This window comes from Paenibacillus sp. D2_2, assembly GCF_031199965.1.
Lineage (GTDB): Bacteria > Bacillota > Bacilli > Paenibacillales > Paenibacillaceae > Fontibacillus.
This window is the reverse complement of the sequence record NZ_CP133605.1, coordinates 5287834-5310962: the sequence shown is the minus strand read 5'-3', so window position 1 is coordinate 5310962 and position 23129 is coordinate 5287834. Positions and strand designations below refer to the sequence as shown.

22 protein-coding genes and 3 pseudogenes are annotated in these 23129 nt (G+C 47.3%); 9 read left to right on the top strand and 16 right to left on the bottom strand.

Annotated elements, in window-relative coordinates; translation table 11 throughout:
- Nucleotides 1-13 precede the first annotated feature (13 nt).
- Complete coding sequence (pdaA, locus tag RE628_RS27240; protein WP_309156479.1) at nucleotides 14-856, top strand: delta-lactam-biosynthetic de-N-acetylase; 843 nt, start codon at nucleotides 14-16, stop codon at nucleotides 854-856.
- 128 nt (nucleotides 857-984) lie between these two features.
- On the opposite strand, the gene RE628_RS27235 is transcribed toward pdaA, so the two are convergent.
- The 7 genes and pseudogenes from RE628_RS27235 to RE628_RS27205 all read right to left on the bottom strand — a co-directional run bounded on the left by RE628_RS27235 (nucleotide 985) and on the right by RE628_RS27205 (nucleotide 7662).
- A complete protein-coding gene (locus RE628_RS27235; protein ID WP_309156478.1) occupies nucleotides 985-1860 on the bottom strand; it encodes a carbohydrate ABC transporter permease in 876 nt (291 codons plus the stop codon).
- A 17-nt stretch (nucleotides 1861-1877) separates the two neighbouring features.
- Nucleotides 1878-2753 carry a carbohydrate ABC transporter permease gene (locus tag RE628_RS27230; RefSeq protein ID WP_309156477.1) on the bottom strand — a complete coding sequence of 292 codons (876 nt, stop codon included), beginning with the start codon at nucleotides 2751-2753 and terminating at the stop codon, nucleotides 1878-1880.
- 104 nt (nucleotides 2754-2857) lie between these two features.
- A pseudogene (locus RE628_RS27225) lies at nucleotides 2858-4176 on the bottom strand (extracellular solute-binding protein).
- A 162-nt stretch (nucleotides 4177-4338) separates the two neighbouring features.
- A complete protein-coding gene (locus RE628_RS27220) occupies nucleotides 4339-5253 on the bottom strand; it encodes a helix-turn-helix domain-containing protein (RefSeq protein ID WP_375143012.1) in 915 nt (304 codons plus the stop codon).
- Between the two features lie 38 nt (nucleotides 5254-5291).
- Nucleotides 5292-5900, bottom strand: a complete 609-nt coding sequence (locus RE628_RS27215; RefSeq protein WP_309156476.1) for a response regulator — start codon at nucleotides 5898-5900, stop codon at nucleotides 5292-5294.
- Nucleotides 5897-7144, bottom strand: coding sequence for a sensor histidine kinase (locus RE628_RS27210; protein WP_309156475.1), 1248 nt, complete (start codon nucleotides 7142-7144; stop codon nucleotides 5897-5899). Before RE628_RS27210 ends, RE628_RS27215 begins: the two co-directional genes overlap by 4 nt.
- Nucleotides 7145-7239: 95 nt before the next feature.
- Nucleotides 7240-7662, bottom strand: coding sequence for a hypothetical protein (locus RE628_RS27205; protein WP_309156474.1), 423 nt, complete (start codon nucleotides 7660-7662; stop codon nucleotides 7240-7242).
- Nucleotides 7663-7845: 183 nt separating this feature from the next.
- Between RE628_RS27205 and RE628_RS27200 the strand changes: the two genes are divergently transcribed.
- From RE628_RS27200 to RE628_RS27190, 3 genes are all read left to right on the top strand, one after another.
- Nucleotides 7846-9813 (top strand): stalk domain-containing protein, encoded by a 1968-nt coding sequence (locus tag RE628_RS27200; RefSeq protein ID WP_309156473.1) that lies wholly within the window; start codon nucleotides 7846-7848, stop codon nucleotides 9811-9813.
- Between the two features lie 320 nt (nucleotides 9814-10133).
- Nucleotides 10134-10466, top strand: coding sequence for a hypothetical protein (locus RE628_RS27195; RefSeq protein ID WP_309156472.1), 333 nt, complete (start codon nucleotides 10134-10136; stop codon nucleotides 10464-10466).
- Complete coding sequence (locus RE628_RS27190; RefSeq protein ID WP_309156471.1) at nucleotides 10430-11623, top strand: methyl-accepting chemotaxis protein; 1194 nt, start codon at nucleotides 10430-10432, stop codon at nucleotides 11621-11623. The genes RE628_RS27195 and RE628_RS27190 overlap by 37 nt, the downstream gene beginning before the upstream one ends.
- Before the next feature lie 79 nt (nucleotides 11624-11702).
- Here the strand turns inward: RE628_RS27190 and RE628_RS27185 are convergent, their stop codons facing one another.
- The 9 genes and pseudogenes from RE628_RS27185 to RE628_RS27145 all read right to left on the bottom strand — a co-directional run bounded on the left by RE628_RS27185 (nucleotide 11703) and on the right by RE628_RS27145 (nucleotide 20183).
- Nucleotides 11703-12050 carry an EamA family transporter gene (locus RE628_RS27185; protein WP_309156470.1) on the bottom strand — a complete coding sequence of 116 codons (348 nt, stop codon included), beginning with the start codon at nucleotides 12048-12050 and terminating at the stop codon, nucleotides 11703-11705.
- A complete protein-coding gene (locus RE628_RS27180; RefSeq protein WP_309156469.1) occupies nucleotides 12034-12381 on the bottom strand; it encodes a DUF2304 domain-containing protein in 348 nt (115 codons plus the stop codon). Before RE628_RS27180 ends, RE628_RS27185 begins: the two co-directional genes overlap by 17 nt.
- A 1-nt stretch (nucleotide 12382) precedes the next feature.
- Complete coding sequence (locus RE628_RS27175) at nucleotides 12383-13087, bottom strand: glycosyltransferase family 2 protein (RefSeq protein ID WP_309156468.1); 705 nt, start codon at nucleotides 13085-13087, stop codon at nucleotides 12383-12385.
- 201 nt (nucleotides 13088-13288) lie between these two features.
- A complete protein-coding gene (locus tag RE628_RS27170) occupies nucleotides 13289-14560 on the bottom strand; it encodes an ArnT family glycosyltransferase (RefSeq protein ID WP_309156467.1) in 1272 nt (423 codons plus the stop codon).
- A gap of 432 nt (nucleotides 14561-14992) precedes the next feature.
- Nucleotides 14993-16335 (bottom strand): annotated as a pseudogene (locus RE628_RS27165) (Nramp family divalent metal transporter).
- Between the two features lie 230 nt (nucleotides 16336-16565).
- On the bottom strand, nucleotides 16566-17453 hold the full coding sequence (locus RE628_RS27160) for a DUF4097 family beta strand repeat-containing protein (protein WP_309156466.1): 888 nt from the start codon (nucleotides 17451-17453) through the stop codon (nucleotides 16566-16568).
- 60 nt (nucleotides 17454-17513) lie between these two features.
- Complete coding sequence (locus tag RE628_RS27155; RefSeq protein WP_309156465.1) at nucleotides 17514-18110, bottom strand: DUF1700 domain-containing protein; 597 nt, start codon at nucleotides 18108-18110, stop codon at nucleotides 17514-17516.
- Nucleotides 18107-18433 carry a PadR family transcriptional regulator gene (locus tag RE628_RS27150; protein ID WP_309156464.1) on the bottom strand — a complete coding sequence of 109 codons (327 nt, stop codon included), beginning with the start codon at nucleotides 18431-18433 and terminating at the stop codon, nucleotides 18107-18109. Before RE628_RS27150 ends, RE628_RS27155 begins: the two co-directional genes overlap by 4 nt.
- Nucleotides 18434-18625: 192 nt before the next feature.
- Nucleotides 18626-20183 (bottom strand): annotated as a pseudogene (locus tag RE628_RS27145) (FAD-dependent oxidoreductase).
- A gap of 200 nt (nucleotides 20184-20383) precedes the next feature.
- On the opposite strand from RE628_RS27145, the gene RE628_RS27140 reads away from it, so the two are divergent.
- From RE628_RS27140 to RE628_RS27120, 5 genes are all read left to right on the top strand, one after another.
- A complete protein-coding gene (locus tag RE628_RS27140; protein WP_309156463.1) occupies nucleotides 20384-20773 on the top strand; it encodes a Fur family transcriptional regulator in 390 nt (129 codons plus the stop codon).
- A complete protein-coding gene (locus RE628_RS27135) occupies nucleotides 20755-21573 on the top strand; it encodes a winged helix-turn-helix transcriptional regulator (RefSeq protein ID WP_309156462.1) in 819 nt (272 codons plus the stop codon). The genes RE628_RS27140 and RE628_RS27135 overlap by 19 nt, the downstream gene beginning before the upstream one ends.
- A 187-nt stretch (nucleotides 21574-21760) precedes the next feature.
- On the top strand, nucleotides 21761-22519 hold the full coding sequence (locus RE628_RS27130) for a methyl-accepting chemotaxis protein (RefSeq protein WP_309156461.1): 759 nt from the start codon (nucleotides 21761-21763) through the stop codon (nucleotides 22517-22519).
- Entirely contained in the window at nucleotides 22458-22826 is a 369-nt protein-coding gene (locus RE628_RS27125) for a methyl-accepting chemotaxis protein (protein WP_309156460.1), read from the top strand. Before RE628_RS27130 ends, RE628_RS27125 begins: the two co-directional genes overlap by 62 nt.
- Entirely contained in the window at nucleotides 22823-23011 is a 189-nt protein-coding gene (locus RE628_RS27120; RefSeq protein ID WP_309156459.1) for a hypothetical protein, read from the top strand. Before RE628_RS27125 ends, RE628_RS27120 begins: the two co-directional genes overlap by 4 nt.
- The last annotated feature ends 118 nt before the right edge of the window (nucleotides 23012-23129 follow it).

Below are 23129 nucleotides of genomic sequence, written 5' to 3'. Positions count from 1 at the left end.
GTCGATACATCTTATGATGAGGGAGAGAGCGAACCATGAAATTTGCCCTGATGGTGGCGATGCTGGCCTGTTTTCTCTTCGGTCCCGTACCGTGGGGGATAATGGTGCCGCTGCGAGCGCCTTCTCAGATAAGGCCTTTCATTTCGGATTCAAGAAGAGCGTAGGCGGTCGGCTTCCTTCTATTAATGAAGAGGGCTTCAAGGAGATTGTTGATAAGCACGGAGCTGTATTCCTTGGAGATACTTCCCGTAAGGAACTGTTTCTAACCTTTGATAATGGGTATGAGAACGGATATACCGCCAAAATATTGGACACGCTTAAGGCCAAGAAGGTACCGGCGATTTTCTTCGTAACGGGTCATTATGTCAAAAGTCAGCCTGAGCTCATGAAGCGAATGGTGGCTGAGGGACACTTGGTTGGTAACCATTCCTGGAGCCATCCCGATATGACGACCATTTCTGATGCAGAGATTAAGCAGGAACTGGATCGGGTCAAGGAAGCAGCGGGACATGTTACAGGTAAGTCAGACATGAATTATTTACGTCCGCCTCGCGGAATATTCAATGAGCGAACCTTGGCGGTATCGAAAAGCTTGGGGTATCAAAACGTCTTCTGGTCCATCGCTTATAAAGATTGGGATGTCAACGACCAGAAGGGCGAAGCCTACGCATATAAAAATGTAGTATCCCAACTTCATCCCGGTGCGGTTATCCTGCTGCATTCCATCTCAAGAGATAACACAGCAGCTTTAGCGTCGATCATTGATGAGGCCCGACGTCAGGGGTATGAATTCAAGAGTTTGGATGCATTGCAGAGTGCAACAGATATTGATCCTTTCAAACCGCCGGTATCTTAGAATGATTAGGTTATCAGATCATCAGGGTCGTTCAGAACTATCAGACGCCCTGATATAGGCGAACGAAAATAGAGCAGCCCGTGGGTCAATGTTGACCTGCGGGCTGCTTTGTGCTGTATTCGTAGAGATTAGCCTTTGACAGCACCGGCGACCATTCCCTTCATGACCTGTTCCTGGAACAGCAGGTATACGACAATCGTCGGGATGACGGCCAGTGTAAGTGCGGCAAAGGTGAGACGGTAGTCTGTCATATAGCCAGTGGCGAACATGGACAGGCTTAGCGGCAGCGTCTGCAGCGCTGGCTTACTAATGAAGACGAGAGCGAAGGCGAAGTCATTCCAGAAACGCAGGAAAGCGAGAATGCCGACCGTTGCCAAGGCTGGCGCAGAGAGCGGCAGCATGACGCGGAAGAAGAAGCCCCAGTCAGCCGGTTCGTCGATTAACGCAGCTTCTTCCATCTCCTTCGGAATCGAAGACATGTACGCGATGGTAACAAAGATAGCTAGAGACAGCTCAAAGGCGGTATATGGGAAAATAAGCGCCCCGTAAGTATCTAGCAGATGTATTTTCTTCATCATAATAAACAAAGGGACAAGCGTACTATGAATCGGAATCAGCATGCCTAAGAGGAAGAGCCCCATAACAGCTGCTCTACCGCGGAATTTGAACCGTGACAACACGAAAGCGGCCATCGCGCCAAATACTAGTGTAAGAATCAAGGCTGCGATCGTAACGATGAAGGAGTTCTTGAAGGAGACTCCCATTCTTGCTACGTTCCAGGCATCAGCGAAGTTCTCCAGATGCCACTCCTTCGGTAGACCAAACGGAAACTCATAAAATTCCGGATTTGACTTGAATGCGCTCAGAAACAGCCAGACCAGCGGATAGAGTGTAACAAATCCATAGATGGTCAACAGGACATTGAGCAGCCCACGCGACATCTTGATTTTGAGAACAGGCAGGCGCTCGGGCAATGCATTTTTTATTTCAAACGGGGTTTGCATAATCAGCTCAGGCCTCCTTACCTTGTATTTCTTCTCATGAGAAGCTGGCTGCCTGCGATTAAGACAATACTAATGATAATGATCGAAGTCGAAATTGCACTGCCGTAGCCGAAGCGATAGATGCTGAATGTATTGTTGTACATATAGGAAGCAAGCAATTCCGTTGAATGAGCCGGACCGCCGCCTGTCATGACATAGATCAGATCGAATGTCTTTAGACTGCCTGATATGCACAGTACGATAGTTACTTTGATCGTATCCCAGATCATCGGAATCCGGATGGAGAATAACATTCGCATCGGCTTGGCGCCATCAATGGCGGATGCATCCTCGATCTCCGACGGGATATTCTGTAGGGCAGCGATATACATGATCATGTAGGGGCCGATGAAGTTCCAGATGATCGGAATCGCCAGCATGTACATGGATATGTTCGGGTTCGATAGCCAGGCCTGCTTCCAAGTGCCGAGTCCGATCCAGTCTAGCAGGAAGTTGAGAATCCCGATCTGCGGATGATAAATATATCCCCAGATGATACCGATAACGACAGAGGACAGTACCATAGGCAGAAATACGACAGAGCGGATGATACGTTGGAATATAGTGCTCTGCCGTAGCACTAGAGCCAGGGCGAGAGCAATAGGTACCTGTCCGAATACAGATGCGGCCACCACGATTAGATTGTTGCGCAGTGATTTCGCGAAGACAGGGTCCTGAATAATCTCCATATAATTGCCGAAGCCGATGAACTTCATCGCTCCGATGCCCTTCCAATCATAGAATCCATACCAGGCAGACCACAGGATTGGAATGATGACGAAGAACGAGAATATGAACAATGCCGGCAAGAGGCCGACGATGATGACTCCCCGAATACGGGCCTTTGCTGTCATAAGTATCCTCCTAAACAATTTCGGAAAGCGCGAAGGTTACGCGCTTTCCGAATCGAAATTAGGGACTTGCTACTGAATGGATCGTTTACTAAGCGGCGGTGGTTTTATTTCAGGGATGCCGCTTGCGCGTCCTGAATCTTCTGCGCGATCTTCTGTGGATCTCCGCCCATTAATAGCTCCTGCAGTCCGTTATTAACAGCATCCGAACCAGCCGAAGTCATTAGGCCGTCGTATACTGGGGTTCTCTCAACGCTGTTGACGAGCTTGTAGACTTCGCTGAATATCGGCGATACCTTGCTCTCGTCGAGTTCAGCCTTATAGCTAACAAGGTTGCTGCTGTCGAGCGTCATCTTCTGCACATCGGGTCCAGACAAGGCATAGATCAGATCATATGCAGCTTGCAACCGGCTACCTTCAACCTTGCTGCTCAGTCCGAAGGCCGATCCGAGCGCGCCAGAGAGGGAATTTGGGTTACCCTTGCCACCAGGGATCGAAGGCAGAACTGTAGCTCCCATATCCTTCAATTGCTCAGGCGTTGCGTTAGCGGCCAAGTTGGAGAGCGCCCATCCGCCGTCAATCATCATTGCGGCCTGCCCTTGGGCGAACATCACTTCCATTTGCGTGTTATCGATGCTGTTGAAGCCCTCTTGGAAGGCTCCTGCTTTCCAAAGTTCTTGCAGATATGTCAGCGCTTGCACAAATTCCGGATCTGTAAATTTGGCTCCGTCTTGAGCGGCTGCCTTCAGGAACCATTCCGTTCCGGTTACACGGTCAGCCAACGAGCTGATGATACTGGATTGTGCAAGCCAGGCGGCTTTATTGCCGAGAGCGATTGGTGTTAAACCGCCTTCCTTGATCACTTTGACTGCATTCAACAATTCATCCCAAGTTTTCGGAACATCAAGATTGTATTTATTAAGAATTGCTTTGTTATAGAAAAGGATCGATGTTGGTGTCAACCCGAGCGTAGCGCTGTATATGTTGCCGTCGATCGTGAAGGAGTCGAAGGAGCCTGGTAAATATCCGTCTTTCCATTCCGGCTTACTGTCCAGCAGGGCGTTGATCGGTTGAATCAATCCACCATCATGGAATTCTTTCGTCATCGCTCCGGCCACATCATGAACACATCAGGCATCTCATTGGCTGCTGCGACAGTCTTCAGACGTGTCTTATATCCGTCCGGCGGGATAGCCTGAATATCGAGCTCGATATTCGGATGATCCTTCTGGAATTTATCGATTTGATCCCGCATCATCGTGGCACGAAGATCATTTCCGGTGAAGTTATGCCATAAGGACAGCTTCACTTTCTCTTCAGTCTTCTTGGCGGAATTTCCATTGCTTGCGGTTGGCGTCTTTCCCGGGTCTGCAGATTGATTCCCACCGGATGAGCAACCGATCAATGAAACCGTAAATACAAACATCAATGTGAGTAATAATAATTTCTTCACGACTTCCCCTCCTTTATGTATTCAGGTTCAGTATAAGAGCAAGGATCGCCCGGCAGAAGGGGACAATATACAGCATAAGGGGAGACAAAATTCGGATAGGTAGAGTGCTGAAAACCGAACTTTTTAGACCTATATTTAAACTTTACCGCGGAATTCGGAAGGGGTCTTACCTGAATGCTTCTTGAACAGTTGGCCGAAGTATTTGATATCTTCATATCCTACACTCTTGGCAATCTCACTGATTTTGGCGGGGGATTGGGTAAGCAGTTCCTCAGCTCTCCGCATTCGCTCTCGTGTTACAAATTCTATGTAGTTGATCCCCATCTCCCGTTTGAATACTTCGCTGAAATGATGAGGATGCAGATGCACGGCCCCAGCAACCTGCTGCAGCGTAATATTGCTATCAAGATGCTCTTGAATGTAAGCCACCGATTGCTGAATGTAAGAAGAAGGACCATCTGCGGCTGACTTGTGGTAAGCGTCGCGAATCGCAATCAGATGCTGGAATAGGGACTCGGCGGGTTCGGTGACCAGGCTGAACGATTCCGGTAGATCCTTGGCGGATACAAGCGCGGGAAGATCGCCTTTACCAATAGCTCGTATCACTCGTTCGAGCCAGCGATGTCCGGATACAACAATGGATATAAGGAAGGCGCGCAGCGATTCGGGAGTTAGCTCCGGATCCTTGAGCTGCTTGCCGATGGTGTCCGTGACCCACGCTTTAAGTTCAATAGAACCGCCGTTCTGCAGAAGGCTGGCTAATTCAGCTTCCTCTTCTAACGAGCATACGGTTCGACCACCGTTGCGGTCTTTTACCTGTTCATATGTAATGATGTTATTCACATCGACCAAGCCCCGGAAGGTAGAGGCATAGAGGGCTTGATGGTAAGATTCATGCAAGTCACTGAATTGACTGACCTCCGTGCCGATGGCAGCGAATAGCTCGCATTTCAGAGTCTGGCGGATTTGAGAAGCCGCTTGCTTAAGCAGCGTCCGACCTTCCGTTACAGTGGTACTCCTTAGCACCAGAGCAATATCATCATTACGCATTAGCGTCTCGCACTCCACTAAATTGTTCAGACAATTGTCTACGGCGAAGAGCAGGCGGCTCCGAATCTGCGGCCCACCCCCCAACCACTGGTCGTCACAACGACGGCTTGTAGTGATCCATTTGCGGGTGGATTGATCTGAATCCGCGGTAGGTGCTGGCCGCACTCGTTGATGAGGGACTCCTCTCCAGCCTGTTCTGTCATCAGGCGCTCCAGTAGACGATTGCGGTAGGTCAGGCGATGTGTATGGTCCTGCCTGGCGTTCTCGCGACGTTGCAATATATGCTGCTTCGCCTTCATCACCGTTCGAATGATCTCCTCCGGTCGGCTCGTCTTCAGTAGATAATCACTAACTCCGAAGCGAATAGCCTGCTGTGCGTATTTGAAATCATCGTAACCGGTTAGGATAATTGTCTCGATCTGTGGGTTGATAAGATGTGCCTCACGAGCAAGATCAAGCCCGCTCTTGCCAGCCATGCGGATATCTGTCAGGATGACATGCGGCTTCTCCTCCACTATACGATCCAAAGCTTCCTCGGCTGATGCGGCCGGGTTCAGCAGCTTGAAACCAAGCCCCTGCCAGTCAATAACGGTGCTTAATCCATTTCGGATAATAACTTCATCGTCTACGATTAATAATCGAATCATTCCCTTGCCTCCTTGACCGGTATTGTAAATGTCGCTTTGGTGCCTTGTCCCGGTACGCTGTCTATCATTAAACGGGAATCCATACCATAATGCAGCACGAGCCTGCGCTGGACATTCCGCAGTCCGTAGCTGCCAGACGCATCGTCTCCGTACAGCGCGGAATCGAGCTGCTTCTGCAGCCCTCTTAGCGTCTCCTTCTCCATGCCAACGCCGGTATCCTCGACCGTAAACTTCATGTGACCATCGATATAATCGGCGATGACGTGGATCGTACCTGGCTGCTGCTGCTTCTGAATGCCATGGATTAGTGCATTCTCGATCAGGGGCTGGAGCAGAAGCTTCAGCATCCTCTGTTGATCCAGGGCGGGATGAATGATGAAGTGAATCTCAAACTGATCAGGGAAGCGGATCGACTGGATCTGTGCATAGTGCCGGGCATGGGCAATTTCCTGCGATACAGCGCAGAATTCCTCCCCATTGTTCAGGCTGAATCTGAGAAAATCGCTCAGCGATCCGACCATTTCCGCTATCCGCTCATCCTTGTTCATTAAGGCCATCCAATGGACTGAGGACAGTGTATTGTATAAGAAATGAGGATTGATCTGTGCCTGCAGAGCCCTCATGTCGGCTTCCTTCTTCCGGGCTTCATTCTCTTTTACCTGTTCAGTCAAATGGACGATCCGGTTGCTGAATTTGTTATAGGTATGCATCAGTTGCCCGATCTCATCTGTCGTCGTTACCGGGAAGCGGGGCATCTCACCGTCTGGGTTGGCGCTCTTTAGTACAGCAGATAAGCGTGAGAGCGGTCTCGTTACCCGATGTACAAGATAGAGTACAAGTCCCACTAGCAGGATGATTGAGATCGTCAAGGCTATCGCTGTCAAAGAGAGTACGAAGCGGTTCTGGGCTTTATACTCGCTATAAGGGATGATGCCCATCAAGGTCCATTGCACGCTTGGTATCTGGTCGAATAGAATAGTCTTCTTGTCCTCGCCTTCACCGTAACCGCTTACAACACTCCCATCACGCGAGATCGTCAAACCAGGGAACAGGTCGGTCGCTTTATGCTTCAGCCACTTTGGTTCACCGCCTGAGATAATGACTCCGTCGGAGTCGAGCAGAAGAACGTACCCGTTGCTGACCAGGCCCAATGTCTTCAGATAGGTTGAGATAACTTCTTCATTGAGGCTGATCGTCAGGTTTCCAAGCGTCCTAAAATTGTTGATATCACGGATTGGTCGCATGAGCGATATTACCCGCTTTGGACCGTTGATCGTCTCATTTTCATACAGGGAGGTCCAGTATTTAGAATGTTCCTTATAGTAGTTAGGATCTATCATTAACGGATCTGGGGCCCGGAGCGAGTCACGGTATAGTTGAAGAAGGTAGATAGAGCAGGTCTTGTACCGTTGGGCTGAATCGTAATGTCGGATATGTATTTTTTGGAGAAGGCTAGATTGGTGAGGAAACCGATCATCTTCAAATACTCGTTGGCATCATTATCATTACGGGTGAGGTATTTCTGCGTATCGCTGTGTCCGATTAGAAACACGGACATATTCTCCGCGTCCAGAACGATGAATTCCAGATTAGTACGGATCTGCCGCAGCGTGTTCATACCAGATTGCTTAGCATTCTCTTCGGTAACTGACGAGGCTAGCTGATAGGAGACAACACCCAGCAGCAACAGTGGAATCAACAGCGAACAGACGAGCATAAATGATAGTTTGTGCTTGAGTGAGCTAGCTAGCCAGCGTTTCATTGTGATCCCTCTTTTGTCTAAAATTATCATCTATTATATCTGAATTCATGACATTGAGAAGGGGGAAATATGAACGATACGAAATTTAAAGGAATTTAGGGAAATTTGGGAGGATTGGGGATCTCTACTCGCGAAGTAGAGGAGGTTAGTTTATATCGATCTTATAAAGAAGGAGTAAAAGCAATGAGAAAAACGTTGAGTTGGATCGTCTCAATCGGCTTGATTCTCGGGATCGGACAAGGAGCTTGGGGAATCGGGACGGCAAGCGCCGATGCCAAACTACAAATTAAGGATATCATTCGGGAAGATACGATGCTGATGGACAACGGGACAATCTGGTCCTCGATTGACGGTGAGCGCTTGATTCGGACGCAGGGCAGTGTCGATGAGTTTACTTCAAGCAGTGTCTATTCCGGTTTAGGCGTGACATCGGACGGCAGGCTTGTAGAATGGGACATCGGAACCGCTCCGCATGCGGTAGAAGGTCAAACGGGAGTGAAGCAGGTTGCAGGTCCTTATTGGCTGAAGAATGACGGAACGGTCTGGGATAGCGCCGGCAAAGTCAAGAATCTTGAAGGGATCGCTCTTATCAGTTACGGCGGCAAGCAGATGGCGGCTCTAAGTCAAAATGGGGAATTGCTTTTTAGAGACCCGTATAAACCAGAGGTCTTTAAGAAACTGGCGACCCTCCCCGATGCCTCTTCCGTGGCAGTGATGGCCGTATATGAAAGCCGTGTTGCCTTGTTATACAGCAGCGGAAAAGTCGTCTTGTATCAAACCTACGAATTTGACGATAACGGAAATTTCATTCCTTATACCGTCACCGAGGATGCCTTGCATCTCGAGTTTGCCGCAAAGACAGTGGAACATCCTACGGAGGCGCTGTTAGTGACTCGCAAAGATGGCACGGTATGGACGACGGGGAATTACAAGGACCGGGTCAAGCTCACTGACCAGGTATCCGGGCTAAGCAAAGTTGTTAAGACGAGAGTACTTAATGACATGGAGCATTTCTATGCTCAACTGAGTGATGGCAGTTGGCTGCTGTATGACAAAGGCAAGACCACTCCACTTGAGGTGCCGCGGGCGAGTAAATTAACCGTGGCTGTATCCGAATTAAAGCCTTTTGTGGGTGACACTGTCGATGTAAATATTCAAGAAACCTACACGAACGGTGCGAACATCAAGGTTACCGCTACCGATGGTAATGTGTCTGTAGAAAAGCCTCATCTGCTCCGTATCGAACCGGACGGAAGCCTAAAAGTTCTCGGTGTAGGCGAATCGAATGTGACGATCGCCTCGAGCGGTATATCAGAAACGGTTACGATTTCCGCCAGTCTGCGCAGTAACCTGAAATATTCCAAGATGATCGGCGGAGTTGTCTATGTACCTGCAAAATCAGTGTTCCAAGCATTGGGCGGCAAGGCTTCTTCCTCGGGTGGCGGGCTCGACGTGAAACTTGGTGATACATCGTTATTTTTCAAGGCAGAGGATAAGAGCGCCGTACTTAATGGGGAGAATTTCATGTTAAAAGCGGCGCCTGTAATGGAAAAAGGCGAAGTGTTGATCCCTGCTTCACTACTTACGGATAAGCTTGGCGCGACCGTGAAGTGGGACAGTAAATGGAAGCAAGCGAATATTTCTTTTGGCGCTGCCCAAATGACCATTGTATCTTCGGAAACCGCATCGCTGGTCAAAAAAGCCATGCAAGGCAGTTTGGCCAAATATATCGGCAAAAGCTTCTGGGTCAACGATTATCTGGGATGGGAACGCTTCTCTAAGGTTACAGTCACAGATATTTCGCCTAATGACTCCGGCGCCTTCGTGGTGTTCTTCAAATCCGCTTCCGGCAAGACGCTGAAAAGCGATGCGTTATCTTCTTCTAGCGTGTCGCAATTGTTCAGCGATGGATACTTCTTCTTGAATTATGATCCTTACAAGAAGTATAGCTGGTCGGCTTCGGTCTGGAATAAGATCAAGGCAGGACAAATCGATTATGGTATGACGAAGGAGCAAGTGCTGTTTTCTTGGGGTAAGCTGGCTGGGAAAAGCACGGTTGCGAAGAACGGCAAGACGATAGAAACGTGGGTTTACAGAAATTTTGATACGATTGCCTTCATAAACGGGAAGGTTTCGGTAATCATTTATTGAAAGAATGAATAACAAATTGCTAGCTACATGCATCTAAAATGCCCTAGGGGACTGACCCCCAGGGCATTTTTCCTGATATATATAAGTTGAACTAAAATAGAGTTAAGATTTCGCTAGCAAATAAACGCCGATCAAAATAACAGCAACGACTGCTAGCTTCAACGGTGTAATAGTCTTTTCGAAGATAAGAGGGGTCTATAAACCTAGATCAAAAGTAATGAAAATATCTAAATTTTACTTTTATATTATAAATATTTCTATGAGGCAGTCCGATATATTTATTTATACTATATAAATTTTTGGACTTCCAGGAGGTAGGAATGGTAGGGAATCAACAGCAAGATCAGTATATTTACCACGATATGCGCAAGAGGAATCAATTAATTTGTTCGATTATAACTGTAACCGTAGTAATCACTTTGTTATTATTGTTAGGTTCTAGTTCTGAAGTATCTTCTAGTGTGAGGATTATGATTCCGAATGCCGTACTGTTAATTGCTGTATGGGCATTACATCTGGCTCGTAGATTTGAGAAATGGATATCGATTGTATCCATTTTTGGGATGTTTATCATCTCGCTTGTTTCATTCATGGATGGAGGGGAACTACAAGTAAGGTGTTATCTGCCTTTTTTGTTCTATCCATCGGCCTGATGTACAATAGCCCGAAGGTTGTCTGGAGCGGATTCGCCGCCGGCCTTATATTGATTTTTACCAACCATTTTATTTTTGTCGATGAGCATTTGGCTACGAGTGAAGCTATATTTACTTATATGTTCTATTATCTTTTGGCATCAACGGTTCTGATTTCGCAATCGTATTTAAGCAGAAGGATGATGCGTCATGTGAACTCCTTGAGTGAGGAGGCCACGGAGCTGCTTAACAAGGAATTAGAACGGGAGAAGGTAACCTCGGAAGCAACCCTTACCATATCGAACAGCATCAGTGAGATTCGGGATAACAGCCAGGACAATCAGAAGGCGTTCCAAGAGATGAATGTCGCCTTCCAAGAGATGGCTTCCGGAGCAACAGCGCAGACGGAGACCATCGGCACGATTTCGGATCATATTTACACTTCGAACCAGAAGGTGAATCATCTGTTTGCTCAGCTCGATCAGTTGGTTGGCACTGTTAGGGTAGCGAAGCAGTCCTCCGTAGAGGGCCACGATGTTGTCGACCAGCTTACAGGCACCATCGATGCGTTCAGCAGTAATATGAATAGTATGAAAGAGGAGATCAGTGCTTTAGTAGCCAATATCCATCTCATTTCCGAGCTGACTAACTCTATTCAGGAAATCGCAAGTCAGACCAGTCTTCTATCACTCAATGCCAGTATTGAGGCAGCACGTGCGGGAGAACAAGGACGTGGGTTCGAGGTGGTCGCTCATGAAATCCGCAAGCTGGCTGAGCTAACGAATGCGTCGGCCACCCAGATTACGGAGAATGTCGGACAAGCGACCCGCCAAGCCGATTTGTCACAGATCCGTCTTGAAGAGAATGTTGATAGTATGACGCAAAGCCTGTTACTGGTTAATCGAACCCAGGAGGCTTTTAAAACTATCAATCACAGCGTGGGGGAATTAGCGTCCGGCGCTTCAGAGATCACGGAAGTAACAACCTCCGTTAAGGAATCGACAGAAGAGATTGAGCGTTCGGTAAGTGACTTTGTAGCAGTTGTGCAGCAATCCTCGGCTACGCTTGAGGAATTGCTCGCTACGGTGGACAACCTAACTGCACAGAACAAGCCGATGGTCCGCCGGATTGAAGAGACCGATCAGGCGGTGAAACAGCTAGTGGAGATGGAAAGATAGAATGAATCTGAAAGCCTTGGGGGGTATTAGAGACCGACCCAGGGCTTTTTTTTGTTGAAGTAAGTAGAGGTGTATCTGCTTAAGATTTCGCCAACAAATAGACTCCGATCAGAATGACAGCAACGCCTGCTAGCTTCAGCGGTGTAATGGACTCTTTGAATATAAAGTAGGCTGGGACCATGGCGAGCACGTAAGCAAAGGCCTGCATAGGATAGGCGACGCTTAACGGGAGCCGAGTCAGCACAGCGAACCAGAGTAGAGTAGCTATACCGTACAGACCGACTCCGCCGATGATAGCTGGGGAAGTGATGAGCTTACCCCAGTGCAGACCGCCAGAACGGCCCAGTCCGATCTTGAATAGAACTTGCCCGGTGACCAGAAGTACAATGTTGCCAAGCAGTAGAAGATAACTAATCATTTTGTCCATGGTAATCCTCCCGTTCCTTCAGAATCGCCATTTCTTGGGTCAGTCGCAGTACCTGCGAGGTGAGTCTCGTAATGACGATGGTGAGGTGAAGTATGATAGCGAAACAGAATAAGAGGCCGAACAGAAAAAGAACGGCAGGCGCATATTTTACACCGAGCCATTCTGCAATTCTTTCGACCAGACTGACATTGAATGAGATAATTAGCAGAATAACGCTGAACAGAATCCAGAGCAATGAATACTGCTCCTTCAGCTTCTGCCTTCTGACCAATTCAAGAATGGAGAGAAGGAACAAGCCAGCAATCACTACTGAAATGACGTAGATAAGCATTTTATTTGCTCACCGCCGTTCGATTGAACCGTAGTGCGCTCATGAGTACGGCCAGTGTAACCTTGATCATGTAGTATACCGATTTGATCGGTGTAATCGAGGACTTGCCTGCCTGGCGCTCGTGCATTTCTGCCCGTACCTCTGTGATGCTGCAGCCCCTTCGCTTCAGGTAGACGATCGATTCGACCTCCGGGTAATCCATCGGATAGTAATCGGCGTATAGATCAATCACCTTCCGTCCAGCAGCTCGAAATCCGCTTGTCGTATCCGTGAAACGCTGGCGAGTGACAAGAGTGACGAGCGCTGAAAAGAATAGAATACCGGGACGACGGAGCAAAGGAGAATGGTAGTCCGTAGCTTCAACATACCTGGAGCCAATCACCAGATCATATGCCTTGGCTTGCTCAATCAGTTTGGGTAGTTCGGCTGCTGGATGCTGTCCGTCGGCGTCCATCTGTACGGCAATATCGTAGCCCATTCTCTGAGCATATATATACCCGGTCTGCATTCCTCCGCCGATACCGACATTATACGGAAGGGTTAACACGCGGGCTCCTGCTTCGGTTGCAACGCACTCTGTCCGGTCGCTCGAGCCGTCGTTAATGACGATAATATCTACCGAGGGAGCGTGATGGCGGATATCTGCTATAACTTTGGCAATGCTGCCCTCCTCATTATACGCAGGGATAATTATAAGTGTTTTCATGTTGTAGTCACTCTCCTTTTCTCCAGCTCACTTCGGTTACGTTGAGTGTAGGAGATATAATTTCGAGTTCAAAAAGTTCGGTTTTCAGCACCAAGAAGGTTGGATGAAGCTAGGGCCTAAGGAGCGGAGCGTACGTTGTTTGTACGTGAGCACCAGAAGGCCCGGCTGAATTCAAGATTCGACGCCGAGTAGCTTCCTGATTTACTTCGTGATCAAAAGCGGACTTTTTGAATTACTGCTAATAGCTTGATCAATCAGGCAAGCTCCGAACAGGATAAGCAGAGCCATGTTAGGGTAACCGTAGCGGTTGAAGGCAATGAATGGAAAGTAGATCACCGTAAAATAACATAGCGCAAGTAGAAGCGGCAGCAGGCGGCGATAGCGGCGTTTGATCATTGCAAATACGAGGCCAGCCATATTCAAGAGCATCAAGATGATCTGTAGAACATTCATCACGGGCCGACTGATCGGCCATATCGGACGGGAATAGAAGGGATGGAAATAGAGCTCTATCCATCTTCCTAACGTGTACCAATATATATATTTCAGCGGCTCATGGGTAAAGCCGTAGGCAATAACGTCCAGGCCTTTGCGAATGGCATTTTTGTCTGCACCCTGGAATAAAGTCTCTGGTGAATATTCAGGGTGGGCCTCGAAGAAGCCTGCTGGCGGAAGTTGTCCATAGAATCTCGTGCCAAGCAGAAAAGGACTTCCAGCAGAGTTCGTAAACAGAATCAATTCGTGAAAGGTAAGCCAGTTGCGAATCCACCAAGGTGTAAGTAGAACGATGTAGACACCGATCATTAAGCCCGTGTATTTCAGCATCAGGCGCCAAGGGATTTTATTTCTCCACCAAATAATTAGAAATACGGCAGGGTAGAGTGTGGCGTGAGGCTTGAAATAGGCAGCAGCTGCAGTCAGCACGCCGATTAAGACATACCATCGGGATAAGTTCTGCTCCATCGCCAGAATAGTAACGCAGACGAGCAACAACAGGATGGTACGGAAGGTCGTCTCCGTTAGAATAACCCCGGAAGAGAAATAATCCGGAAGATATAAGGCACTGATCGCTGCCGCAATTAAGCCGGTCCGAACGTTGAACGTCCGTCGGCCGATCCAGAAGATCAAGTACACGGACAGCACCTGCTGCAGGCATTGAAAGATCCGGAAGGCAATGACGCCACCCTGGTCTTGACCAAATACCGCCATCAGACCGGATAGGATGAGCGGCAACCCGGGCATGATAAATGCAGAGGGCCTGTCTTTAGTATTGTAGGCAAGCACGCCCTCATTCAGTAGTAGACGTGATGTTTGGATATATTTAACGTCATCGTTATTGGGGTGAATCGGGTCGCCGAGGAAGAAATAATCATTATAAAAGAGAACAATGGCACATGAGACGATCCCTACGAAGATCAGTAAGCCAATCAATAGCTTTTTGGCCATTGGACTCATTGCTGGTGTTGCTGACACTTTAACTCACTCCTAAGTACCTTCATTTATAGAGGTAGTTCAAAAAGTTCGCTTTTGATCACGAAGTAGCACTTAGAGCTTATTCGACATCGAATCTTGAATTCAGCCGGGCCTTCCGGTGCTCACGTACAAACTACGTACGCTCTGCTCCTCAGTCCCTAGCTTCATCCAACCTTCTCGGTGCTGAAAACCGAACTTTTTTGAACACGCACTTATAGATTTGAATAATCATATTTATTGATTTTATACCCAAAAAAAGGGAGATTCAACCAATCGAATTTACACATCCCTTTATACTAACGTATCCCTGAGGGGTAAAAGTTACAACCAAGTAAAGTATACCCATCCGCTGAATTGGTTAGCGCAGTTGTGCAAAAAAAGCCCAAGTGCGAATTTGTCATTCACACTTGAGCTTTTATAGGTACCTGCTTTTTATTGAAATGTGGTGATGATTAGCCAAATATTTAATACCGTAAGAGCTACGGCAGTAATCCAGGCTAGGATCACGACCCATTTTCTGTTCCTGAACTCGCCCATCAATTTCTCATCACTAGTAAAGACCGTCAAAGGAATGATGGAGAAAGGTAAAGCGACACTTAAGAATACCTGCGTATAAATCAGAAGTTTCTCAACGACCGACTCGGTATCCCCAAATACCACAATGCATACGATTACCGGAATTATGGCCAATAAGCGTGTAATCATCCTTCTTGCCCACATGGGCATTCTCATATGAATGAAGCCTTCCATAATAATTTGCCCGGATAATGTTCCTGTAATCGTTGAGTTCTGACCGGATGCAAGCAAGGCGACGGCGAATAATACACTGAGTACAGGACTGGCAATTGCGCCTACAATTGCATTATCGCTTAATGCTCGATAGAGCTGTCCTAATGTATCCAATTCTCCGCCATATCCGAAGAACAGAGCGGCACCCAGGATTAGCAGCAAGCAGTTGATTACAAAAGCGATGGTTAACTGAATATTCGAATCAATCGTTGCAAATTTTACAGCCTCTTTAGGGAAGCGCGATCTTTACGATCGTATTGACGTGCCTGAACGATAGATGAATGCAAATACAGATTATGCGGCATCACTGTGGCACCGACAATACCGAGGGCGATGAACAGAGCTCCCTTATCGGTAACGATCTCCGGTTTAGGGATGAAGCCACCAAACATATGAGCTATATTAGGCTGAGAAAGAATGACTTCGTACAAAAAGACGACGAATATAGTGGCAATTAGTGTGGCCACGATGGCCTCGATTTTTCTGAATCCGAAGCGTGCAAGAATTAATAGTAGAAAGACGTCGAGTACCGTAATAATGACACCGAGTAGTAATGGAATTCCAAACAATAAATTTAATGCTACGGCACTTCCGATAACTTCGGCAATATCTGTGGCCATGATGGCCAACTCGGTAACAATCCATAATACAAAACCTAGCTTCTTGCCTGATTTCAAGCGTGTGATCTGAGCCAAGTCCATTCCGGTCACAATTCCTAGCTTTGCGGACATGCTCTGCAGCAGCATCGCAATAAGACTGGAGATCAGAATTACGCTTATGAGTAGATAGCCATACTGTGCACCACCGGCGATAGATGTTACCCAGTTACCTGGATCCATATATCCAACGGCCACTAATGCGCCGGGCCCGCTATATGCTAGAAGTTTCCGCCAGAATCCTGCATTCTGAGGAATCGGAACAGTATTATTTATTTCAGATAGACTTAGTCCATTTTGGGTTCGATGAAACAGTTTTCCTTCTCCCATAATCTCTCCTCCTTTTCCTATGTACAAAAATGTTTCCCTAGGTAAACATTGTACTCCTTTTAGGTAGAAAAGCAAGAGGTAAATTATAAAAAAAGTCACAATGATTCATTGTCATTTATGAGAATACTTGGGGTCGTAATAAGCAGGAAAACACCGGAATATTACTGTGATCATAGGTTTCCCAAACAAATAAAAAGACTCCAGGAAGAACCTGAAGTCTTTATCCAATATTAGTTCTTGATCTTGATATTCCCGCATGTCACCCGAATTTTGATAACGTCTTTGGTTTTCATCGGGGAGTCTGGGGATTGTATGTTACCTGAGGTTGCACGTAGATCGTAGATCCCTTTGAATTCTGGGTCTGCTGAAAGATTGACGTTGCCGGAATGAGCGGTAATGTCTAGGGAGTCTGAACGCTGATTATTCAGCGTAATATTCCCGGAGGTGCTTTTGAAGGTGCCGTTTCCGATAAAGTTATCAAATTTGATATCGCCGGAAACTAAGGATACGTCAGCTGAACCTTTTACATTCTCCGCTTTGATATTGCCGGATGTTGTCAGAAGGGTAGCAGAACCATCGAGATTTGTAACTTTGATATTACCTGAAGTGAGCTTGATTTCAGTATCGCCCTTCATATCATTGGCTGTAATGTTGCCGGAAGTTGTTTTAATAATAATTTGTTTGGCCGTAACGGAACTCGTGTTGAGGTTACCGGATGTACCTGAAATATTGATGTTCCCTGCGTTTAGCTCTGAGAAAGTGCCGTTATTGGATCCTAACTTGGTAGTGAATTGTTCAAGCTTTGCAGGATCGGCCAGCGCAACTGTAATTTGCTGTTCGTTCGATTGGAAGTTGAGCTGCAGGAAGCTCCATTTGGATTTTCTTGTAAGATCAAGGGTGAAGTTTTTCGCCGAAGTATCGGCATTTTTAAGCTTGTTGATCGTCTCTTTCTCCATGTTGCCGCTAACGTCAATATAATCCGTGCCGTCTGGACTATTGATAAACTTCACATTTACATCATAGTCACTGTCAATCGTCAAGGAATTCAGTCCTGCAAAAGTTAGCTTCTGACTGTAAGAAGGGAGGTCATCCCCGAATTTGAATCCTTGGTACGCCATGCCAGGCGAAACCGATGATGATGAGTACTATAGCCAGAAATGACCATCGTTTACCGCTTCTCATCTATGTTCTCCTCCTTTGAGTACTTTCCTATTCCAGGTTATAAAGCTGGTGCTAGTATGAGTTAGTCCTTGGATGGCGTAGCGGGAGACCGGGATGAACAGCATGCCGACACCGACTAATGCGACCACTGCGAACCCTTTGGCAGGGACGAAGACGCCATTCATCAGATATTCAAGCAAAAGTAAGACCGGACTTATCAATCCGCTGGCGGCAAGCAGAACGAAACAGACACCGAAGCCCCAGAAGGATATGAGAAAAGGAATTGCAATAATATCTAAAAAGAATAGTCCTATACATACCATAACCGTGGCGAAGCTGCCTCGAGTCTTGGTTGGAGTTGCAGGTGGATCCTGCTGCGGTCGCCTAGGGTCGGACCAGTATACCTGTTGTTGTGGAATTTGACGATCTCCAATCGCTTCCTTGGCTAATTCCTCAGGGTTCCCAAGCTCATGTACAATTTCGGCTTCAGTCTTGCCATTCTGCAGACCAAAGGCGAAGTGTGTCTCATAATCATTCATTAGCTCGTTCCGTTCTTCCGGAGGCAGTACGGATAAATGAGCATTAAGGCTCGCTAAAAATTCGTTTTTGTTCATGACTGGCTTCCTTTCTCGATCAAAGATGATACGCTATTTACGAAATGCTTCCATTCAACGATAAGTTCCCTCATATGGAGCTCACCTTGAGCGGTTAACTTGTAATACTTACGAGGCGGTCCTTCCGTTGATTCCTGTAAATATGTTGTACAATATCCTTCGTTGACGAGCCGTCTAAGCAGCGGATACAGTGCACCTTCTGCGACTTCGATATGCTCTGAGACAGACTGAGCTAATTCGTATCCGTATCGGTCACGCTCATGGATAAGTACCAGTATACAGAGTTCAAGGGCGCCTTTTTTGAATTGAACATTGATATCCAAAATTATCGCCTCATTTGCTTGTGGTAAATTAAATAATCTAGTACTGAATAATGATTAGTACAGGTAAATAGTAACATGCAGTACTGAATAATGCAAGATAGTGAAGCCTAATTTTTTACAAAACCTCAAACAAAGCCGTTTCCTCATTCGTTTGGGGAATACGGCTTTGTCTGCAATCATATCCGTCATATATTACTTTTCTGCGCCATAGTGTGGATTTAATCGGATTAAATCCTCTGTGGCCGGACCTTCGATGACAGTGCCCTGATAGCTGTATCTGGCACCATGGCAAGGACAGTCCCAGGTACGTTCAGCCTCATTCCAGTTGACCTCGCAGCCAAGGTGGCGGCAAGTGGTATCCACCAGGTGGACGACACCGTTAGAATCTTTGTAAGCTCCAGCCCTCTTGCCGTGATATTTGACGATGGCTCCTTGATCGGATCTCAAATCTTCCACCTTCAGATGAACGGCTTCTATTTTACCGCCTATCAATTCCTTGGCTACTTCCGCATTCTGAACAACAAGGTTCTTGAGACCTGGATTAAGCTTGAACCGGGAAGGGGTGAATAACTGGGCGTATCGGTTTTCCCTACCAGCGATCAGGTCGGCGATCAGCGTTGCCGATACTGCAGCGGTGGTCATTCCCCATTTGGCAAAGCCCGTAGCTACATAGACTCTAGGATGATTGGAGGTTACACTGCCGATATAGGGTACCTCGTCGATCGTAATCAAATCCTGCGTGGACCAGCGATATGGAATCTGTTCTACCCCGAAGGTATCCCTGGCGAATTTCTCCAGCTTCTCATACCGTTCGATCGTGCAATCATTCGTCCCTGTCCTATGAGATTCACCCCCACAAGAAGGACTTCGCTTTCGTTAAACATAGCAGGTCTTATAGAACGTTTCGGTTCGCCGCAGTTGATGTACATGCCGCCGGGATAGGCCTTCTGTGGTTTGATGGCGATGACATAAGAGCGTTCGGCATGGAGCCTGGTGAAGTAGAGACCACCCCCGTCAAAGAAAGGAAAGTGGGAGGCTGAGACGGCATACTGGCAAGCAACTTTGTGCCCTTCTGCGGTCTTGAGAATAATATTATCGTCATCCTGTTCTTTGGCATAGTCTTCAAGGGTCGTATGCTCGTAGAAGCGACCGCCCTTCTCAACAATGTAGTTCGTGAGCGCGGACAAATATTGAAGTGGGTGGAAATGAGCTTGATTGCGCAGGACGATGGCGCCCTTCGATTCAACCTGTAGAGGTAACTCATCAATCCATTCGCCAGGCAGATCCAGCTGGCGGTATGCCTCCCATTCTTGTCTCAATTGCTCCAGCTGCTGCTCGGAATCGGCATATAAATAGGAATCTTCACGTTGGAAGTGGCACTCTATGTTATGCTTCTGTATCGTATCTGATATGAAGCGGATCGCGTCTTCATTGGCCTCATAATAGAGACGCGCTGCTTCCTTCCCGAAGTGGCTTAGCAGGCTGTTGTATATTAAGCCGTGCTGCGAGGAGACTTTGGCTGTCGTGAAGCTGGTCGTACTTTGCAGGATTTGACCCGCATCGATAATCGCGACCTTCAGTCCTGCTTCAAGCAATACATAGGCGGTCGTAATCCCGGTGATACCGGCCCGATCACGGCTACATCACACTGTATATCTTCATTCAGCCTTGGGAACGAAGGCCGGGAAGAGGTATGGCTCCACATCGATTCGGGGAATCGCGGTAGTCCAGAATGGGATGTGTGGTTCATTTGGAATAGTCCTCCTTATAGGTTTTAGCTCCAGATTGGTATTTTTCATTCTTTGTACAATTGTCTCCAATAATTTGCAGATGAAACAGTTTCAACGGAGTTAAGGAAATGATTATCTTAATGATGCATGTTGATTGACGGGTAATAGAATAAGACTTATACTAATTCTAAAATATAAATCATAAGGAATGACTCTATATATGAAATCACTAAATTTAACGACTCAGCGCCAAGCTGTATACAATGTCGTTCGCAGAGCGGATGATCACCCAACAGCTGCTGAGGTGATGAACCGACTTGTGGAGCAGGGATACAATTTTGCTTATGGAACGGTGTATAATTCATTGCGTTATTTGACTGAGAAGGAATTGATCCGAGAATTGAAGTTGGGTGAAGCAGCGAGCCGCTATGATGCCAAGCTCGATGATCATCAGCATATTTTATGCGAGGTCTGTGGCCGTGTAGATGAAGTCATGACGAGAGTACCTGATGACTGGAGCCATGCTGTTGCCAACGAAACCGGATATGATGTTCATCATGCTCACGTCGTATTCGGGGGGGTGTGCCCGGCATGTCAGTCAAAGAGATGAATACTGCGGAAAGAGCTTCCGCCTTGGCGACGCCGCTATTCAGAACCCAGACGGAAGAGCATGAAATGAAGCTGGAAGAGCTGGCCGGGGTTCCGGTCTTCTGTCCGGTAACGCAGCGGGTCATTATTGTTAGTCCAAATCCAACGGGGGTTCATGAATTACTTCGGGATTTATCGGAGGGTTGCTTTGATGTGATGGTGTTCCATCATCTTGAACAGGGGATACGCAATGCACAAGCGGCCGACTTGCTTATTTTTGACTTTACCTTTTATCGTGAGATCGAGGATGCAGCTGCTGTTCTAGCCTTGATGAAGCAGACGGGGGATGTTCCCTGCCTTCTGCTCGTTAGTGAATCTGTCCTTACTGGGCTGGATCAGAGCCTGATGAATCATGAACTTCTCGTATGGCCGGCGAGGAAGGGAGAGATCCTCTACCACGCGCAGCGTATTATTCGCAGCCAAGGGGAACGGAGTACATCCTTAAGCGTGATGAACGGCAGTTCACCAACCGTGTATAAGGATCTGTGGATCGATCGCAAGAAGATGGCAGTGTACCGGGACGGTGTGCAAATCGAGTTGACCAAGACGGAATATGAGTTGTTCATTCAACTATTAGATAACGAGGGGACGGTACTGTCCCGCGAGGGTCTACTATCAGAAATCTGGGGAACAACTTTCCTGGGTGGTAGTAACATCGTCGATGTTCATATCAAGAGTCTGCGCAAGAAGCTTGGTGATCGGGCAGTAGATTCAATCTATATTGCCACAGTAAGAGGTGTAGGCTATCGTCTGGCGGATTAAGAATGGCATGCCAATGTGTATGTCTACAAATATTATGTTTCTAGATTAGGCGAGTATCGTTTGATAAGTGACGGTACTGGCCTTTTTTGTGCAAGAAGTATGACAGGTTTCGAACCGGGAGAGGAAATTACTAGATTTATGTCGAACAGATAATAAAGTAAGTACTTTTCGGAAAGGACCATGATCTATGAAGAAACGCATACGTATTACCTTGTTGATCTCAATGATCATTGTTGCTGCTGTGCCAAGTGTTCTGAACATGATATTGAATCATGACGGCATAGGAAGCAATCTAGTCATCTTGGGAATTTCGTTGGTTGTCGCGTTGGTTGCAGCATGGTTTACAATACATTTCATAGCTTCACCTCTGAGCCGTCTGGTTGAGATGACACACACAGTAAGCCTAGGGGATTTGACGAAGAGGTTAGCGAATACACAGCGGAAGGATGAGATCGGAGAACTGTCCAACCATTTCCAGAGAATGGTGGATAATCTGAGCGGTACAATTACAAGTGTTCGTGATACGACGGGAAGTGTGGCCGGTTCCGCGGAGCAGCTCGCTTCTGGAGCTGAGCAGACGACGAAAGCCATCGAGGATGTGACTGTAGCGATCCAGGAGATGGCGATTGCCAGTGAACAGCAGAAGGATAGCGTAGCGATCGGTATTCACGAGATGGGCAATATGTCGAGTCAGATCATGTCGATTACTGAGCACATCCGCGAGGTTACGGAGACGATGGATAAGACAAACGTGACTGCAGAGGAGGGAAATGCCTCGGTCATAAGCGTTGTCGAGAAGATTGAGCATATACAGCATACTGTTGATGAATTGGGTAATGTCATTCAGACACTCGGTGCGTTGTCAGAGAATATCGGTGGTATCGTTGGAGCAATTACCAGGTATCGCCAAGCAGACAAGCCTACTCGCGCTGAACGCCTCGATTGAGGCGGCAAGGGCTGGGGAAGAAGGGCGAGGCTTCGCGGTGGTCGCTTCCGAAGTCCGCAAGCTGGCCGAGGAATCCGAGCAATCGGCGCATCAGATTGAAGATTTGATTGGGAATATTCAGAGTGAGGTTCATCTTGCTCAACAGACGATGGAGAATGCCAAGCTTGGAGTAAATGAAGGAATTGTCGCGGTAGATACTTCTGGGCGCTCCTTCTCGCGGATCCGTAAAGCGGTTCGTGTAGCTGCATCCAAAATGGAAGAAGTGTCCGATGCTGCACAAGAGCTGCAGAATGGTGCCGGAAGGTGACCGAGTCGATCAATGGAATCTCTTCGATCTCCGAAGGTAATTTGGACAACGTGCGCACGATATCTGCAGCAGCAGAAGAACAGCTCGCTTCCATTCAGGAGGTTGCCGCTTCCTCTAACGACTTATCACGAATGGCTCTTCATTTGGATGAACTGGTCAAGCGCTTTAAGGTTAAGAAGCTATAAGCCAGATAACAATTCTATATACAATCATTTATTTACCGCCAGATGTATTCTGGCGGTTTTTTTGTGTTGATCTTCAACAGGTCAAATACATATTAATCCCCATTTGGAACATCATACA